18 protein-coding genes and 1 riboswitch are annotated in these 15,378 nt (G+C 40.4%); all 18 genes read left to right on the top strand.

Annotated features, from left to right (window positions below; translation table 11 throughout):
* Positions 1-223: 223 nt before the first annotated feature.
* The 18 genes from AZ46_RS08500 (at position 224) to AZ46_RS08410 (ending at position 15,356) form a co-directional block, all read left to right on the top strand.
* On the top strand, positions 224-946 hold the full coding sequence (locus AZ46_RS08500) for a response regulator transcription factor (protein WP_029280146.1): 723 nt from the start codon (positions 224-226) through the stop codon (positions 944-946).
* Positions 943-2,748 carry an ATP-binding protein gene (locus AZ46_RS08495; RefSeq protein ID WP_029280148.1) on the top strand — a complete coding sequence of 602 codons (1,806 nt, stop codon included), beginning with the start codon at positions 943-945 and terminating at the stop codon, positions 2,746-2,748. The genes AZ46_RS08500 and AZ46_RS08495 overlap by 4 nt, the downstream gene beginning before the upstream one ends.
* Before the next feature lie 77 nt (positions 2,749-2,825).
* Positions 2,826-3,010: riboswitch (cobalamin riboswitch) on the top strand.
* Between the two features lie 150 nt (positions 3,011-3,160).
* Positions 3,161-3,574 carry a DUF4430 domain-containing protein gene (locus AZ46_RS08490; protein ID WP_029280150.1) on the top strand — a complete coding sequence of 138 codons (414 nt, stop codon included), beginning with the start codon at positions 3,161-3,163 and terminating at the stop codon, positions 3,572-3,574.
* 12 nt (positions 3,575-3,586) lie between these two features.
* Positions 3,587-4,102 (top strand): ECF transporter S component, encoded by a 516-nt coding sequence (locus AZ46_RS08485; RefSeq protein ID WP_029280152.1) that lies wholly within the window; start codon positions 3,587-3,589, stop codon positions 4,100-4,102.
* A gap of 80 nt (positions 4,103-4,182) precedes the next feature.
* Positions 4,183-4,761: a cob(I)yrinic acid a,c-diamide adenosyltransferase gene (locus AZ46_RS08480; protein ID WP_029280154.1), complete on the top strand. Its 579-nt coding sequence runs from the start codon at positions 4,183-4,185 to the stop codon at positions 4,759-4,761.
* A gap of 117 nt (positions 4,762-4,878) precedes the next feature.
* Positions 4,879-5,415 carry an RNA polymerase sigma factor SigX gene (gene sigX / locus AZ46_RS08475; RefSeq protein WP_029280156.1) on the top strand — a complete coding sequence of 179 codons (537 nt, stop codon included), beginning with the start codon at positions 4,879-4,881 and terminating at the stop codon, positions 5,413-5,415.
* The gene (locus AZ46_RS08470) at positions 5,412-6,548 is read left to right on the top strand and encodes a hypothetical protein (RefSeq protein ID WP_029280158.1); all 1,137 of its coding nucleotides are present in this window, start codon (positions 5,412-5,414) and stop codon (positions 6,546-6,548) included. Before sigX ends, AZ46_RS08470 begins: the two co-directional genes overlap by 4 nt.
* Before the next feature lie 171 nt (positions 6,549-6,719).
* Positions 6,720-7,331: a hypothetical protein gene (locus AZ46_RS08465; protein ID WP_051865371.1), complete on the top strand. Its 612-nt coding sequence runs from the start codon at positions 6,720-6,722 to the stop codon at positions 7,329-7,331.
* A gap of 189 nt (positions 7,332-7,520) precedes the next feature.
* Positions 7,521-8,015 (top strand): hypothetical protein, encoded by a 495-nt coding sequence (locus AZ46_RS08460; RefSeq protein WP_029280161.1) that lies wholly within the window; start codon positions 7,521-7,523, stop codon positions 8,013-8,015.
* Positions 8,016-8,451: 436 nt separating this feature from the next.
* Positions 8,452-9,177, top strand: coding sequence for an alpha/beta fold hydrolase (locus tag AZ46_RS08455; RefSeq protein ID WP_029280162.1), 726 nt, complete (start codon positions 8,452-8,454; stop codon positions 9,175-9,177).
* Between the two features lie 51 nt (positions 9,178-9,228).
* Positions 9,229-9,642 (top strand): DUF5412 domain-containing protein, encoded by a 414-nt coding sequence (locus tag AZ46_RS08450; RefSeq protein WP_267881648.1) that lies wholly within the window; start codon positions 9,229-9,231, stop codon positions 9,640-9,642.
* 71 nt (positions 9,643-9,713) lie between these two features.
* Entirely contained in the window at positions 9,714-10,142 is a 429-nt protein-coding gene (locus tag AZ46_RS08445; protein ID WP_029280166.1) for a hypothetical protein, read from the top strand.
* Between the two features lie 80 nt (positions 10,143-10,222).
* A complete protein-coding gene (locus AZ46_RS08440; RefSeq protein ID WP_029280169.1) occupies positions 10,223-10,708 on the top strand; it encodes a hypothetical protein in 486 nt (161 codons plus the stop codon).
* Positions 10,709-10,759: 51 nt separating this feature from the next.
* Positions 10,760-10,948, top strand: a complete 189-nt coding sequence (locus AZ46_RS08435) for a hypothetical protein (RefSeq protein ID WP_029280171.1) — start codon at positions 10,760-10,762, stop codon at positions 10,946-10,948.
* A gap of 480 nt (positions 10,949-11,428) precedes the next feature.
* The gene (locus tag AZ46_RS08425) at positions 11,429-11,716 is read left to right on the top strand and encodes a hypothetical protein (protein ID WP_029280175.1); all 288 of its coding nucleotides are present in this window, start codon (positions 11,429-11,431) and stop codon (positions 11,714-11,716) included.
* A gap of 512 nt (positions 11,717-12,228) precedes the next feature.
* Entirely contained in the window at positions 12,229-13,077 is an 849-nt protein-coding gene (locus AZ46_RS08420; protein WP_029280177.1) for a M23 family metallopeptidase, read from the top strand.
* 70 nt (positions 13,078-13,147) lie between these two features.
* Positions 13,148-13,960, top strand: coding sequence for a histidinol-phosphatase (locus AZ46_RS08415; protein WP_029280179.1), 813 nt, complete (start codon positions 13,148-13,150; stop codon positions 13,958-13,960).
* A gap of 142 nt (positions 13,961-14,102) precedes the next feature.
* Positions 14,103-15,356, top strand: a complete 1,254-nt coding sequence (locus AZ46_RS08410; RefSeq protein ID WP_029280181.1) for an ATP-binding protein — start codon at positions 14,103-14,105, stop codon at positions 15,354-15,356.
* Positions 15,357-15,378: the final 22 nt, after the last annotated feature.

The following is a 15,378-nucleotide window of genomic DNA, read 5'->3' as shown; positions in this document are numbered from 1 at the left end:
TTTAAAAGAGCCTTCACTCCTATAAAGTGAAGGTTTTTTGGTAAAATAGGAAGTAATCATTCTTATGGCCGCTTACGCTTTTCAGTGTCTAGCTTCAGCGGCCAGCTCCTCTGCCAGAACAAAATCCCCTAAAAAGTCTAAAACCGGACTTTTCAGGTGATTTCTTATCTGGCTCCCGGAGCTAAACGTCCGCTTACACTTTTCTAATTCAGGAGGAACCTCTATGGAAAACAATCCAAACTATAAAATACTTGTTGTAGATGATGAAGACAGAATCAGAAGACTGCTGAAGATGTACCTTGAACGGGAAAACTATCAGATTGAAGAAGCCGACAACGGGAGCGATGCGCTTGAAATGGCTCTTGCAGAAGAGTATGATCTGATTCTGCTTGATTTGATGATGCCGGGCATTGACGGCATTGAGGTGTGCAGACAGCTTCGCCTGAAAAAAGCGACCCCGATCATTATGCTTACGGCAAAAGGGGAAGAAGTGAACAGGGTACAGGGATTTGAGGTCGGCACAGATGACTATATCGTTAAGCCTTTCAGCCCGAGAGAAGTTGTTTTGAGAGTGAAAGCCCTGCTTAGACGCTCTTCGACGACTTCATTCCTTAAAACAGAGACAAAGGCCAAAAACGTGATTGTCTTCCCGCATCTTTCCATTGACCATGATGCCCACCGCGTTCTTGCTGATGGAAAAGAAGTCAGCTTAACGCCGAAAGAATATGAGCTTCTTTACTTTTTGGCGAAAACGCCTGATAAAGTGTATGACCGTGAGAAGCTTTTGAAAGAAGTATGGCAGTATGAGTTTTTCGGCGACTTGAGAACGGTTGATACACATGTTAAGCGCCTTAGAGAGAAACTCAGCAAAGTTTCACCCGATGCTGCCTCGATGATTGTGACGGTCTGGGGTGTCGGCTACAAGTTTGAGGCAGGCAGTGAATGATGTTCTGGAAAAGCGTAGTCGGTAAACTCTGGTTTACCATCCTGCTTCTTGTATCATTCGTCTTATTTGTCCTGACCGTTCTGCTGCTTCAATTTATTGAAAGCTTTCATGTTGATGAAGCCGAAAATGAACTGACACAGCTGGCCAACAAAGTGTCTGTTATTTTAGAAAACCATGAAGACCAGGAGCTTGCAAGGTCCATCACCTGGGAGCTTGCAGATGAACTGACAAGCATTGTGATAGCCGAGAACGAAAATGAATACTGGTTTTCACCAAAAAAGTATGAAAACACACCAACCTTCAGTATGGAGGATATCCGCGCTGACAGAGAGCTGTCAAAAGTGTTCCAAGATCAGAAAAATGTAAGCAAGCTCACCCGGCTGCCTGAAGAACAGCAAAAAAACTCCGGAAACAAGGAGGAAGTACTTGTAGTCGGTGTTCCCTATAAAACAAGTGACGGCAAAGACGGAGCCGTTTTTATGTCACAGTCCCTGCAGGCCGTCCAAAAGACGACCGAGCACACGACAAAATATATTCTTCTTGCAGCAGGTATAGCCATCATTCTGACAACGGTTTTTGCCTTCTTCCTGTCTACTAGAATTACCTATCCATTGAGAAAAATGAGAGAGGCTACACAAGAGCTGACACGTGGCAATTTTGATACAAAAGTTCCTATTTTGAGCCACGATGAAATTGGGGAGCTCGCCATTGCGTTCAATCAGATGGGCAGACAGCTGAAGTTTAACATCAACGCTCTTAATCAGGAGAAAGAACACTTAACGAGCATTTTAAGCAGTATGGCAGACGGGGTTATCACGCTTAATATTGATGGCACGATTCTCGTGACCAACCCCCCTGCAGAGCGCTTCCTGCAGTCATGGTACTATGAACAGAAAATGCAGATAAATGAGGGGGAAGAAATTCCGCCGGAAGCAAAGGAATTGTTCCAGCGGGTTGTCAATACAGAAAGAGAGCATATCGTTGAAGTGACCCTTCAGGGAAGAAGCTGGGTGCTTGTCATGAGCCCGCTATACAATCAGTCGTACGTCCGGGGGGCTGTAGCAGTGCTTCGGGACATGACAGAAGAGCGTCGCCTTGATAAATTGCGCAAAGACTTTATCGCAAACGTCAGCCATGAATTGAGAACGCCGATTGCCATGCTCCAGGGGTATTCTGAAGCAATCGTGGATGATATTGCAAGCTCGGATGAAGAGAAAAAAGAGATTGCACAGGTTATTTACGATGAATCGCTCAGAATGGGTCGGCTTGTCAATGATCTGCTTGATCTTGCCCGGATGGAAGCGGGTCATATTACCCTTAATCTCGAGAGCATTTCCATTTATGAATTTATAGAAAAAATAAACCGGAAATTCCAGGGGCTTGCAAGAGAAAAAGACATTAGGCTCACCTCCAGCATTACACTTGACGAACCTGAATTTGTTCTTGATCCGGATAAAATTGAACAGGTTCTGACGAATCTTGTGGATAACGCAATCAGGCATACACTTGAGGGCGGTACAGTCGAAATGGCTGTGCAGTCTGCTGCCGGCGGTATTAAAGTTGATGTGAAGGATACGGGCACAGGAATTGTCGAAGAAGATCTACCGTTTGTTTTTGAGCGTTTTTACAAAGCAGATAAGGCGAGGACGAGAGGCCGCTCCGGAACTGGCCTTGGTCTTGCGATTGCCAAGAACATTGTCGATGCTCATTCAGGATCGATTAATGTGCACAGCAAAGTAAATGAAGGAACCACATTCAGTTTCTTTCTGCCTCGAAAAACCGTTTATCCTGATAGAATCTGACGAATATTCTTGTTTCATACGAAACACCTGTTGATGCCGCATGTCGTTTTAGGTACAATAAAAGCTGGATATAAAAGTGAATACGAAAAGAAACTGGTGCAAACTTTGCTTAATAGGGAATCAGGTGAGATGCCTGAACTGTCCCCGCAACTGTAAGTGCAGACAATACCTGCTTTTAGACCACTGTCAGAATTCAGACGGGAAGGTGCAGGCTTGAGGATGAAGCACGAGTCAGTAGACCTGCCGGGATCTTTCGAACGTTACTATTCTTCGGGGATTTGAGCATAGAAACGGCACAGGTATGGCATGAGTGCCTGCAGTTTCTTCTATGCCGTTTTTAAAAGCCCATCTTCTATAAGATGGGCTTTTTGCTTTTCCAATACATACACAACAACAAGAGGAGAGATGGAACATGAACAAATTTTACAGTTTTTTCGCAATCATTCTTCTGACACTGATGAGTGCCTGCGGAAATGCGGCAGAGCAGCCTAAAACGGAAGAAACAAAACCTGCTGCTGAGAGCAAAGAGCAGGCTGAAGAGCTGAAAGCATCTGTCACGCTGACAAAAAATGAAATGGCAGAAAAAGTAGACGCTAAAGAAATCGCATTTGAAGAAGGACAAAACTTGATGGATGCCATGAAGGAGAACTTTGAAATTGAAGAGTCCGGAGGTTTTATCAACGGAATTGAAGGCATCCAGGCGAGCGAAGCGGACAAAACATACTGGCATTTAATCGTTAACGGGGAAGATGCCATGACAGGAGCTAATGACATTAAACTGAAAGACGGCGATAAAATTGAATTTGATCTGCGGAATTATGAGTAAGCGTGAGAAACAATGACAACAAGAAGAATCAGTCTTCTGTCTCTGCTTATAGCCTTGTCCGTTGTCGGCAGACTTTCCTTTCAATTTGTTCCGAACATACAGCCGATGACAGCCATCATCCTCATCACGGCGATTCTGCTCGGACCGGTTAATGGAATGATTGTCGCAGTGCTAGGCTGTTTCCTGAGCAACCTGCTGCTTGGCATGGGAACGTGGACAATCTGGCAGATGCTTGCATGGGGGATTCTGGCTCTCGTATTCGGCCTGCTGGGAAAAGCGGTTAAAAGAAACAGGCTGCTCATTTTTACCCCGGCAGCTGTTCTTGCGGGATATCTTTTTGGATTCATTGTTTCTCTTAACATGTTTGTCCTGACAGCTAACGGACTTGCCTACTATCTTGCAGGAATCCCGTTTGATACGATGCATGCAGCAGGAAACGGCATTTTCTTTCTTGTGCTGTACCCGGTTATGCAAAAAACGTTTCAGTATTATCTGTGTAAAAACGATTATGGCGTTACACTTCAATAAAATAATGGCAGAATAAGAGAGAGACTTTCTTTTTAGCTTAGGCAAGACAGTCTGAGAACAAAGGACAGGAGCTGCTGAATATGAATTTGTATACTAGAACCGGCGATAAAGGGAAAACAAGCATTATCGGGGGCCGGGTCGATAAGGATGACCTGAGGGTAGAAGCCTACGGAACAATCGATGAGGTAAACTCTTTTACCGGTCTTGCCATGACATGGATGAACGATGAAATCCTGAAAGACATGAAGCAGGAATTTGAAAAAATCCAGCATGAACTTTTTGACTGCGGAAGCGATCTTGCTGTCATCCACGGCAAGCAAAAGTATCCCTATAAAACAACACCTGACATGATTGAGTTTCTTGAAACGCGAATTGATGCGTACACAGCAGAAGCCCCTCCGCTCGAGCGATTCATTCTTCCTGGAGGGACAGAGGCGGCCGCTGCCATCCATGTGGCAAGGACCGTAGCAAGAAGAGCGGAACGCTGTATTGTTTCACTCAAAAAAGAAACGGAGATCAATGAACATGTTTTAACGTATATGAACAGACTTTCCGATTATTTCTTTGCGGCTGCGAGAGCGGCAAATGCCAGACTCGGTTCAAAAGATGTGGAGTATGAAAGAAGTGCTATCGTATTTACGAAAAAGAAAGAGTCATAATTTCTTTGAAAAGGAAGGCGGAAACTGCCTTCCTTTTTCTATGCAATCCCGATATAGTAAAAGATGTGTAACTTTTTATTCTTCATTCCGACTAATGTATTGATTGGAGGTTCGTTCATGGAAGAGGCCTTTCAGAGGATTTATGAAAAATATCACAGCGATCTTTTCCAGTTCTTGTTTTATATGGTGAAGAATCGTGAACAGGCCGAGGACCTCGTTCAGGAAGTGTATATACGAATATTAAAATCACACAGCAGTTTTGAAGGACGGAGCAGTGAAAAAACCTGGATCCTCTCCATTGCAAGACATGTTGCGATTGATTTTTTCCGCAAACAGAAAACACTCAAACAGCGAATCTTTGAAGCGTTTGACTGGGACCGTGAGCAAATACGGGATCAGCAGCCGCTGCCGGAGGAAATTGCTGCTTTAAATGAAGAGATGCAGATGGTTTACCGGATGCTTGATACATGCACGGTCGATCAGAAGGCCGTCGTTATCTTAAGGTATATTCAGGGAATGTCCATTGCCGATACAGCAGCAGCCCTCGGATTTACGGAAAGTAAAGTGAAAACGACCCAGCACAGAGCGCTGAAAGCTTTGAAAAATAAATTATCTGAACACTCGATCAGGAAGGAGGGAATAGCAAAGGGATGAATCAATCAAAATGGAACGATGAGCAGATTACCGATAAACTTCAAGCCATGCCGGATATCAAAGACCGGAGGACGCAGCAGCAAATCTACACCAGTTTGCAGCAGCGTATGCACAAAAAGAAAGTTCAATGGAAAACACCGGCTCTTGCAAGCTTTGCCGCCCTTTTTATTCTTTTAATCCTTTCACCCTTTTTCCTTCAGAACTTCCAGATGAGTGAAAGCAGGTCTGAGTACAGTGCGGATAAAGCAGCTGAAAGCGGCCAGGTGTCTGAAGAAAACGCAGACATGAAATTAGAAGCAAAATCTGCACCAGAGCCTGAGAAAAAGTCATTTGTAGCAAGGACAAAGGACAATCAAACGATTGTAACGGTTGCCTATCCCGATCTTCAGGTTCAAAATACGATACCGCTCAGCTTTCAGTTCGATTCCTCTGACTCGTACATGACTCTTTTTGAGTCGGCGCTGACTTCATTTGACCCGATGAGCGCCGGACTGAGTCCTTCTGCGCTCTCAGGAACAAAGCTCTCGTATGAGACAGGAGAAGAACGGATGTCTGTTGACATAAAAGGCAATGCATATGCGACTTCAAGCTCAGAAACAGAAAACAGGCTCTTTACAGAAGGTCTTGAAGAGTCTTTCCGCTGGCAGGATGCCTCTCAGGCTGACTATTATACCGGCGGCGAAAAGGGAGCGGAAATCGGAGCGTATGGCTATCAGGATAAACTGACTTTCAAAAAGTTCAAGAAGAAAGCCTATTTCCTGTATCAGGAGAGCCTGAACTCACCTAAACTCCTGGCGCCTTCCCTTCTATCCTTCAACAAGCTGACAGATGCCCTGACGGCTATGAAAGAAAAAGGGACACTCGGATTAAAACCGGTGATCGAAGAAACAGTTATCATCGATGAAATAAAAGAAACAGAAAATGGAGTAACCATTGAATTCACAGACGCCTCAACAATTGATGATAACGAAACAGATACACTGATGCTCGAAGCGATTTTGATGACGGCCAAAGATTTCGGCTATGAAAGTGTAAAATTTGAAGGAATCGAAGCCGGCAAAATTGGTGAAATGGACGTAACACAGGCCGTACCCGTTCCGTTCTCGCCAAACCCCGTCGATCTTGAGGAATAACAGGAAAAACCCGCAGCCTGACGCTTGCGGGTTTTTTGGCCGTTATCAAAAAAAGCAGGAGGGTGCTGAGACTTTATATATGGTTCCAGATTTTCCAGCTAGCAGATGGGATATTTGTGATATTATTGTAAATATTGGTTATTTTGTTTGGGAGCAGGAGGGAAAAGACTTATGGAGGATACTCAAAAGGAAGTAGGACTTAGCGGATTTGAACTGGAAGTTAACGCTCCTTATTCCTTGAATTATTTGATTTATGTCCAAAACATATATATAAACAGTCAAAATCAAGACCGGGAAAATCCTTTGTTTCCATACGTTTATAGTTCAACGTGGGGGCTCTTAGAAGATGAATTTGAAAATATTTTTACAGAAGTATGGAACGAGACAGTAATTAGAAATTGTCAAAGCGGCTTATACGATCATAATGGAACATTAAATCTGGATAAAACATTTTATCAAAAATTGTTTAAGGACAATGAAACAGGAGTATTTGGATATTCTGAGAGTGTTAAATCCTTTGTAACTTGGTGGAATGGGATATACGGAAAAATTTCGATTGAAAGTGTATTTGATGAGAATAGAATGAATGAGGTCTATAGGGATTTATCTAACTCTCTAAATGTGAATAAAAGGTTAAGAATAGATTTGATATATGATAATCCTGTGTTAACTGAAAATACTTTTAATTCGTGGTATGCAGTACTGCCTATTGAAAATATTTTCGACATCAGAAAAAAATCAGAAGTCATTTCGAAATTAATTAAATGTTGCGAGATTAGCTGATTTTTTTATTCAAGTTTAGGGGGTTATTGCATCAAAGTGGATCGCCTTTTCTTATTGAGGAATTGGGCAGCATTTAAAATATCCTTTTGAAAAAAGAAAAGAATCTTCTAAATGAATCAGCAAATTGATGTCTTATTGAACTTTATACCGGATTCAACAGAATTCACTATGAACAGGGGCGGCCCTTTAATGAATAAAGATTTAATAAGAAGAATACAACAAAAATATAGAGATGATAAAGAATTAAAAAATAATGAGAGAAAAAATGCAGTAGAAGCAGCAATTATTATTTTTTTATTTATTTTCCTATTTTACCTAGGGACAAAATTTACATTTACAGAGTCTGAGGGTATCCAACCACTCCAAGCTAATGATGTTGAGCTCGGCTGGATGGAAGTCACTAAAGAAATAGATGATGCCTTAAAGAAGAATACAGATGAATATGCGGGGGTCGCAATTGATTTTAATCCTAAACCTATAAAAATTTTCATTAAGACATCATTTAAGAAAAACAATTTAAAGGGCGATGAGAATCTAAACAAACTTATTAATATAGCTAATGAATGTGTCGTAGCAAATAATCTACCTTCTACTTTACGAGCAATTGATACTTATGAAATCATTATATTATCGAAAAATAAAGAAGAGATAACTCGTAAAGAATTTTATAAACAGGGGATGTAGGATTTAGTGAAAAAGTTATTTTTAGCTATTTTAGGTGCTATTTCAGTTCGAAAAAGAAAATAATATATTTCTCCGCACTCGGCGGCGTATTAATTCAGTTCAATAATGAACTGTGTTTTATTATGCAAAAAAAACACCGCTAAAAGAGGGGCGAATTAGCCTGCTACTTCTTAAGCTATTCCCCCTTCTAAATAACGTGTGATTTCAGGTTTTCCTTCCCTAAACGAAACTCTTAGCATGACGCTTTAGGTTTTTTTTTTGCCGTTATCAAAAAAAGCAGGAGGGTGCTGTGACTTTATTTATGGCTTCAGATTTTCTGGCTAGCAGATGGGATATTTGTGATATTATTGTAAATATTGGTTAATTCGTTAAAGGGTTAAATTAAATAAGCTAATGTCTATTAACAAAGGCACAAAAAAGTGGGGATCTTATCAATATGTCTAAAGAGATGTATATAAAAGTATGTGATTTTTTAATGTTTGCTAACTTGCTTGGAGAAAAAAAGGATAAGCCAACCGTTGTTATGGATGCTGGGTATGGGGATTATTCAAAAGGGTGGAATGCCATAATTTCTGAAGTTTCTCTGCTGACAGAAGTTATTGTGTATGATAGAGCAGGTTTAGGCAGAAGCGAGCCAGGTTCTAATCCTAGAAATAGCCGAGAGATGGTAAAAGAACTGAAAGAACTTTTAGATAAATTGAATATTATTCCTCCATATATACTTGTAGGACACTCTTTTGGGGGTGTAAATGCACGGCTATTTGCGAGTAATTATCCTGAAAATGTTTGTGGGCTGCTTCTAGTGGACTCTACTCCTGAGGATTACAGAGAAAGATTTCTTCCAACGATGTCTCAAGAGTTTCAAGAAGCTTACAATAAGCAATTTGTTCACGAAGGTAATTATGAAGAATTTATGCAAAGTTTAAATCAAATAAAAGAAGACCAAAAGAAATTAAACATTCCCTTAATAGTCCTTTCTGCAGGCAAAAAAAATCACTACTCATCCAAGTCACAAGATTTATGGAATACAATGCAAGAAGAACTTCTTCAAATATCTTCTATCAGTGAATTTATGATTGCTGAAGACAGTACACATTACATACAAAATGATGAACCAGCATTAGTTGTAGATGCCATTAGAAGACTAATTGAAAATCGTTAGGCAGGAGTGATGTAGTAAATGTAATTTGATTTAGGTAAAGGAGTAAAAAAGATGTTTTTAAAACAGAAAAATATGACTTCTGAAGATGAGGTAAATAGAAAGTACAAAGTGATATTTATTAGAATTTCAATAGTTGGATTATTGGTAATGGCATTTTTAGGATATGGAGTTTACTGGGCCTTTTATGATATGAACAGGCTGCCCACAGGATCGTATCTTACTGAAGTTAAATCACCGGATGGGAAGTACACCTTAAAAGCATATATCACGAATGGAGGAGCAACCACCTCTTATTCGATTCGAGGTGAATTAGTATTCAATAAAGAAGAAAACAAATCAAAAAATATATATTGGAACTATCGTGAGAACTCTGCAAATATTACTTGGACAGATAATGAGACCGTAGTAATAAACGGTCATACATTAAAGGTTCCTGGTGGCAAATATGATTTTAGACAACAATAGATTGCGGCACATAGGTACATATCTCTTTTACGAAAGATTTTATTTAAGCAATAAAAAGGATTTGGTTATAGATGACAAAGATATTTTCAAAAGATGAGTTCTCTTATTTCGAATATATATTAAAAGAAGTGGAATATCGTTTGCCGAGCATATGTGTAGACTTAGAAGTTCATAATCGGGGATTTACAGCAGCTTTACCAAATGTCTGGATTGAATTATCAAACATTGAAAAATTTTTGGGTGAAAGCAAAGATATTTCTTTTATAGATACTTTTCAGCATACTTTTACAAGTATGAGCCCTGAAGAAGTGATTATTAATGCGAATAAGGTAAGTCCTTCGACTTGCCAAATCAGATATACATTAAATAAAACGTATTATTCAAGTGATCTTAATCCTGTTCTTGAACCCGTACAACAAAAAGGCTCATTTGAACTGGAAGTATATAAAATAGAAGAATCAAGAAAAGCCCTCCTAGAAATTAGAGACCTATTTCATTAAATTCGTTTTTTGATATTTAACAATCGGAGGCGATTTCTGCACAAATTGATCATCTCCTCATAGTAAGGGGGTTAAGGAACATGAAGAAATTCATTTTGATTATAGCTCTAAGCATAATAATAGTACTTGTTGGACTTTATTCTTTTCTCAAAATCAATTCTCCATTGGTCAGTGGTACAGTTGGTTCAACACAAGATAATAAAGCAGTTGTTGTTGCAATAGGGAATAAGGGGTTTGGGAAACTGAAGATTAATGAAGTCCTGGTGAATAATTACAATGAACCTATAAAGCTTAAAATACAGGTCACAAATCCCCTTAAAGGTTTCGTTATATCCAAAACGTTCGACGAAAAGGAATTTGGCATTAGTAATATTGATACTATTGATATTGAGTCCGACACATCACCAATAACCCAGTTAGAAAAGATGAATGATGGAACGGCAACTATAAATGATAAAAGTTATGGAATAAGTGTTGTACATAACGAACCCATAGAAAGATTGCATATAACATATAGTCACTTTGGATTGAAGTTTGAAGAAACGGTATCTGTAAATAACCCTTAAGTAATTCTTCACTAATCGAAGTAACACTAAAACTGAATAGGAGATATTTTTATGGAAAAATTAAAATTGAAATTAAATATCCCTCAGACAATTCTCATGTCCTTTATTGCTGCCACAGTAATGACTATCGCAAATTTTCTTATAGACTGGAACAATAGAATATACGCCGGAATTTTTGCTGGATTGACTATTATTGTATGTGGGATACTGGCCAATTTAATGATTAGGGATAAGGACTGATCTTTCCCTAATTTAAAATGGAGGGCGCTCTAGTTCAAAAGGGATTGAGGCTTAAATATATGGAGTTGATTCTGTTTTGAGATCAATTAATAAGAAATTTCTTATTCTCATTGCGCTAATTCTAACGGTTTTAATAGCTTTTATTCCTAACATAGGATACTGGAATGAGGGCACTTATAGATTCTTTGGGATACCGGCTCAATGGCTTGGTTACTATGGAGATGGTCAATTCAGTTTTGAAATATGGGGACTTCTTTTGAATGTATTTATTATATATTCCATTCTCTTTGGTTTATTAAAATTGTTTAAGAGAAAACCTTTATAAAATATTAACGGAAAAATGGATTGCTATAGTCCAAGCATTAAATTTATTCCGGTATAAGGGGCGATTACTGCAAAGCGTGATCTCCTTTTCTTATTGTGGAATCTGGCGGGATATTGAGTGATGATCAGTTACATTGTAGATAAGAGGTGTAGTTAATGCATTATTTGAAATTTCTTTCTTATGAGTTTATATTGTTTAGTTTATTGGTTATTGTAAATTATTATTTTGATGGTTACCTCAATCCGCCCTTTACAGAAGTTGATTTAGTAGCAACTATAATATCTCTATCTATTTTTGTTGTTTTTTTCACTCTTTTGGCCAGATTGTATAAACAGTTTTATACGATTTCATTAAGAAAAAAGATTTTACTGTCTATCCCAACTTTTCTTATTGCTGGATTAATTACAGGCATTATCATGTCTCACGTTTTTGGTGTAGCGTAACTTTACTTCTTCTATATTCGAGTGTTTTATTTGAATACCTGATTCACTCAGTTTAATAAGGAACTGAGTATTTTTGCTTCTTCTCCCATAACGTAAATTGAATGACTAGGACCGTCACATTGAATTAATGAATGTTTTTATACTATATACTCCCGCCTGCAGTTTATTCCCGACTCACCAGTGGACTGAAGCGGAAGGCACTTGACTCCTGCGGGATAAAGAGGGCACGGGAGACCCCACAAACGAAGTGAGGAGGCTCCCGGCACTCCCCGCGGAAAGCAAGTGACTGGAGCGCAAGGAAACGGGTATACCTTCAGACCAACAATCCCCACAAAGTCAGCCTTCCATTAAAGATAACAGTAAATAATTAAGTCTTATCTAACAGGATGCTGCAAAAATAACACTCACTCAACCCCCCACGTCTTCACACAACTTTAACGTATGAATTGGCAAAGACTGCATAATACTAGTATTGGTCATTTTTTGACAAATGAACAAACTAGGGGGAACTCATGTTAGATTTGCTAAGAAGGTTATCCATCGCTCTGATTGTCGGAATATGCGTCATGTTGCTCTTTGTCGGAGGAACACTGGCAAAAGCAGAAAGTCCAGCTGAAGACAAAAGCTGGATTCATCCCGTCAAGGGCACGATAACAGACACATTCGGAACAAGAAGCGGAAAACATAAAGGAATTGATATCGCAGCACCTGAAGGAACGGCCATTTCAGCCGTACAGTCAGGAACCGTGACAAAATCCTATCTTTCAAGTACATACGGCCACGTCGTCTTTATTTCTCACCCTGAAGGATATGAAACGGTCTATGCCCATCTGAGCAAAAGGACCGTTTTAGAAGGGGAACAAGTAGCAAGGGGCCAAAAAATCGGCGTGATCGGCAATACCGGTGTTTCAAGAGGAACTCATCTGCATTTTGAAGTACATAAAGGAAAATGGACATACGACAAAAAACAGGCTGTTGATCCATTTATCATGGTGGCAGCCCACTCTATAGAAGCAATACCCGCGACGGCACAGCCTGCTGCTGAAGATGGATCTGTCACTGTCCAAAAAGGGGACACGCTGTGGGGAATTGCCAACAAAAATGGACTGAGCGTAGAAGGTCTGAAGAAGATAAACGGCCTTGTATCTGACCATTTATACGCAGGCCAGAAGCTGATGATTGAGCAAAGAACGGCTTCCGTGAGCCAGTACACCGTTAAAAAAGGAGACACCCTGTTTTCAATAGCTGAACAGCTACAGATCACAGTGCAGCAGCTGAAGCAAGAAAATGATCTGTCATCTGAAGCGATTTTTCCTGACCAAACGCTGAAAATTACTCATTCTTCAGCTTCTTCTAAATAAACTGAAAATACATTGTCACACTTTCCAAAAAGCGATATAATAGGACAAAACTTCGCGGGGGGAGCAGACAATGCGCACCGACTATCACAATCATCTCGAAAGAGGCACTTTGACGCTTGATTATTTGAAGGAATTTACAGATGAAGCTGCCGCAAAAGGCATCCAGCATTTCGGAATTTCCGAGCATGCCTATCATTTTTATCAGACAAAAAACATTCTGAGCAACCCATGGGTAGATGAGAGGCGCTACTATGATATGAAGGATTACGTGTCTCTTTTTCACGAAGCATGGAATCAGGGAATTGATGTGAAAATGTCGATCGAAATGGACTATACGCCTGGCAGACATGCTGAAATGAAGTCGTTTATTGATACATATGATTTTGATTATGTGATCGGTTCCATACACTGGGTGGATGACTTTGGAATTGACCTGAAGGAATATTTGCATGAATGGGACAAGCGTAATGTAAAAGAAGTATATGAACACTATTTCGGCCAGGTCGTAACCCTTGCCCAATCGAATCTGTTTGATATCGTCGGCCACCTGGATCTTGTCAAAATTTTTAAATACGTCCCGGATGATGAAGAGTTTCTGATGAAGCAGTATGACCGGGCGACAGATGCTCTTGCCCAGTCCAAGACATGCGTTGAGATCAGCACTGCAGGGCTAAGAAAGCCAGTCGGTGAACTGTATCCTGATGAAAGGCTCTTAAAGCTGTGCCATCAAAAGCAAATTCCGATTGTCCTATCTTCGGATGCGCATGTCCCGGGTGATGTTGGCGCAGATTATGACCAGGCTGTGGCTCTTGCTAAGAGAGTGGGCTACACTTCGCTGATGACATTTTCAAAAGGCGAGCGGAAAGAAGTTCCATTAGATTGAAGAAGGAGACTGCAGGCTGATGCCCGCGGTCTTTTTTTACATGAAAAAACATTCCTGCTGTAAAAATTTCAGCCAATGCCTATCCCTTTTCCCGGATTTAGTAGTAAAATGGAAGTCTACATCTTAATTTCGGGAGACATACATGTCAAAAATGAAAAAGGTTTTATATTTCTATGTTTTACTAAGCATCGTGTGGGTATTTGGCACAGACCATTTGATTGCACTGCTTGATTATGACATCTACACATTTATTGCAATTTCAAAAATAAAAGCTGTGTTGTTCATTGCAGCCACTTTTATCTTCATAAAATATTTGATCAGCAAAAATGAACAGTTTCAAGAGCTTGAGCGTGAAAAAGAAAAGCTGCTGTCGCTTATTAATTCTATGGTGGACTTTGTTAACTTTAAAGACGGTGAGGGCCGCTGGATTGAGGTAAATACATTCGGGTTGAATCTGTTTGACCTTCAGGGAGTGGATTACAAGGGGAAGCGGGACAGGGATCTTGCTGAATATACGGAATTTTACAGGGAGGCACTTCTCTATTGCGAGGAATCGGACGAGCAGACCTGGATGAGCGGATCTGTCAGCAGAAGTGAAGAACAGATTCCGCAGCCGGACGGAAGCTTTAAAACGTTTGATACGATTAAGGTTCCGCTGTTCAACGATGACGGTTCGAGGAAAGCCCTTGTCGTTATCGGACGGGACATCACCCAGATGAAAGAAGCGGAGGACCGCCTTCAAAAAGCAGAAAAGCTCAGTGTTGTCGGAGGCCTTGCCGCGAGCGTTGCTCACGAGATTAGAAATCCGCTCACCTCATTAAAAGGGTTTGTTCAGCTGATGAACAAAAACGACAGTGTGAATAAACTGTATTATGAGATTATGGAAAATGAGCTTGACCGGATCAATGAGATTGTCGGAGAGCTGCTTGTTCTGGCAAAGCCTCAAAACATCCGCTTTACGAAAACAAATGTAAGCAAGCTGATGTGCAACGTGATTTCGCTGCTGGAATCACAGGCGAATATGTACGGCGTCAACATTTTGTTTCAGTCGGACGCAGGGATGAATGAGATTGACTGCGAACCGAATCAGCTGAAGCAGGTTTTTATCAATATCATCAAAAATTCTATTGAAGCAGGATCAAAAACGATTTCCATCTCTCTTTTTGAAGAAGGCGGATCAGCGCGCATCATGATTGAAGATGACGGGGAAGGCATGGAAGAGGAGAGGCTGAAACGCCTTGGAGAGCCGTTTTATTCCGTTAAAGAAAAAGGAACAGGGCTCGGCCTTACTGTCAGCTACAGAATCATCCAGTCGCATGGCGGCACCATCACGTATTCAAGCAAGGTGGGAGAGGGCACTAAAGTTGTTATTGACCTTCCCGTAAAAAGAATATAAAACGAGCAAGCAGATCAACTGC

It is taken from the genome of Metabacillus indicus LMG 22858, from assembly GCF_000708755.2.
In the GTDB taxonomy this organism is placed as follows: Bacteria; Bacillota; Bacilli; order Bacillales; family Bacillaceae; genus Bacillus_P; species Bacillus_P indicus.
Note: the sequence above shows the minus strand (reverse complement) of the source record. Positions and strands in the feature narration are given on the sequence as shown.

What these genes read in the sequence shown, in the direction of transcription:
- AZ46_RS08470 (WP_029280158.1), top strand. Translation starts at nt 5,412, where the DNA reads ATGAATCAATCAAAATGGAACGATGAGCAGATTACCGATAAACTTCAA.
- AZ46_RS08455 (WP_029280162.1), top strand. Translation starts at nt 8,452, where the DNA reads ATGTCTAAAGAGATGTATATAAAAGTATGTGATTTTTTAATGTTTGCT.
- AZ46_RS08420 (WP_029280177.1), top strand. Translation starts at nt 12,229, where the DNA reads ATGTTAGATTTGCTAAGAAGGTTATCCATCGCTCTGATTGTCGGAATA.
- AZ46_RS08500 (WP_029280146.1), top strand. Translation starts at nt 224, where the DNA reads ATGGAAAACAATCCAAACTATAAAATACTTGTTGTAGATGATGAAGAC.
- AZ46_RS08480 (WP_029280154.1), top strand. Translation starts at nt 4,183, where the DNA reads ATGAATTTGTATACTAGAACCGGCGATAAAGGGAAAACAAGCATTATC.
- AZ46_RS08485 (WP_029280152.1), top strand. Translation starts at nt 3,587, where the DNA reads ATGACAACAAGAAGAATCAGTCTTCTGTCTCTGCTTATAGCCTTGTCC.
- AZ46_RS08435 (WP_029280171.1), top strand. Translation starts at nt 10,760, where the DNA reads ATGGAAAAATTAAAATTGAAATTAAATATCCCTCAGACAATTCTCATG.
- AZ46_RS08440 (WP_029280169.1), top strand. Translation starts at nt 10,223, where the DNA reads ATGAAGAAATTCATTTTGATTATAGCTCTAAGCATAATAATAGTACTT.
- AZ46_RS08445 (WP_029280166.1), top strand. Translation starts at nt 9,714, where the DNA reads ATGACAAAGATATTTTCAAAAGATGAGTTCTCTTATTTCGAATATATA.
- sigX (WP_029280156.1), top strand. Translation starts at nt 4,879, where the DNA reads ATGGAAGAGGCCTTTCAGAGGATTTATGAAAAATATCACAGCGATCTT.
- AZ46_RS08460 (WP_029280161.1), top strand. Translation starts at nt 7,521, where the DNA reads ATGAATAAAGATTTAATAAGAAGAATACAACAAAAATATAGAGATGAT.
- AZ46_RS08415 (WP_029280179.1), top strand. Translation starts at nt 13,148, where the DNA reads ATGCGCACCGACTATCACAATCATCTCGAAAGAGGCACTTTGACGCTT.
- AZ46_RS08490 (WP_029280150.1), top strand. Translation starts at nt 3,161, where the DNA reads ATGAACAAATTTTACAGTTTTTTCGCAATCATTCTTCTGACACTGATG.
- AZ46_RS08465 (WP_051865371.1), top strand. Translation starts at nt 6,720, where the DNA reads ATGGAGGATACTCAAAAGGAAGTAGGACTTAGCGGATTTGAACTGGAA.
- AZ46_RS08425 (WP_029280175.1), top strand. Translation starts at nt 11,429, where the DNA reads ATGCATTATTTGAAATTTCTTTCTTATGAGTTTATATTGTTTAGTTTA.
- AZ46_RS08450 (WP_267881648.1), top strand. Translation starts at nt 9,229, where the DNA reads ATGTTTTTAAAACAGAAAAATATGACTTCTGAAGATGAGGTAAATAGA.
- AZ46_RS08495 (WP_029280148.1), top strand. Translation starts at nt 943, where the DNA reads ATGATGTTCTGGAAAAGCGTAGTCGGTAAACTCTGGTTTACCATCCTG.
- AZ46_RS08410 (WP_029280181.1), top strand. Translation starts at nt 14,103, where the DNA reads ATGTCAAAAATGAAAAAGGTTTTATATTTCTATGTTTTACTAAGCATC.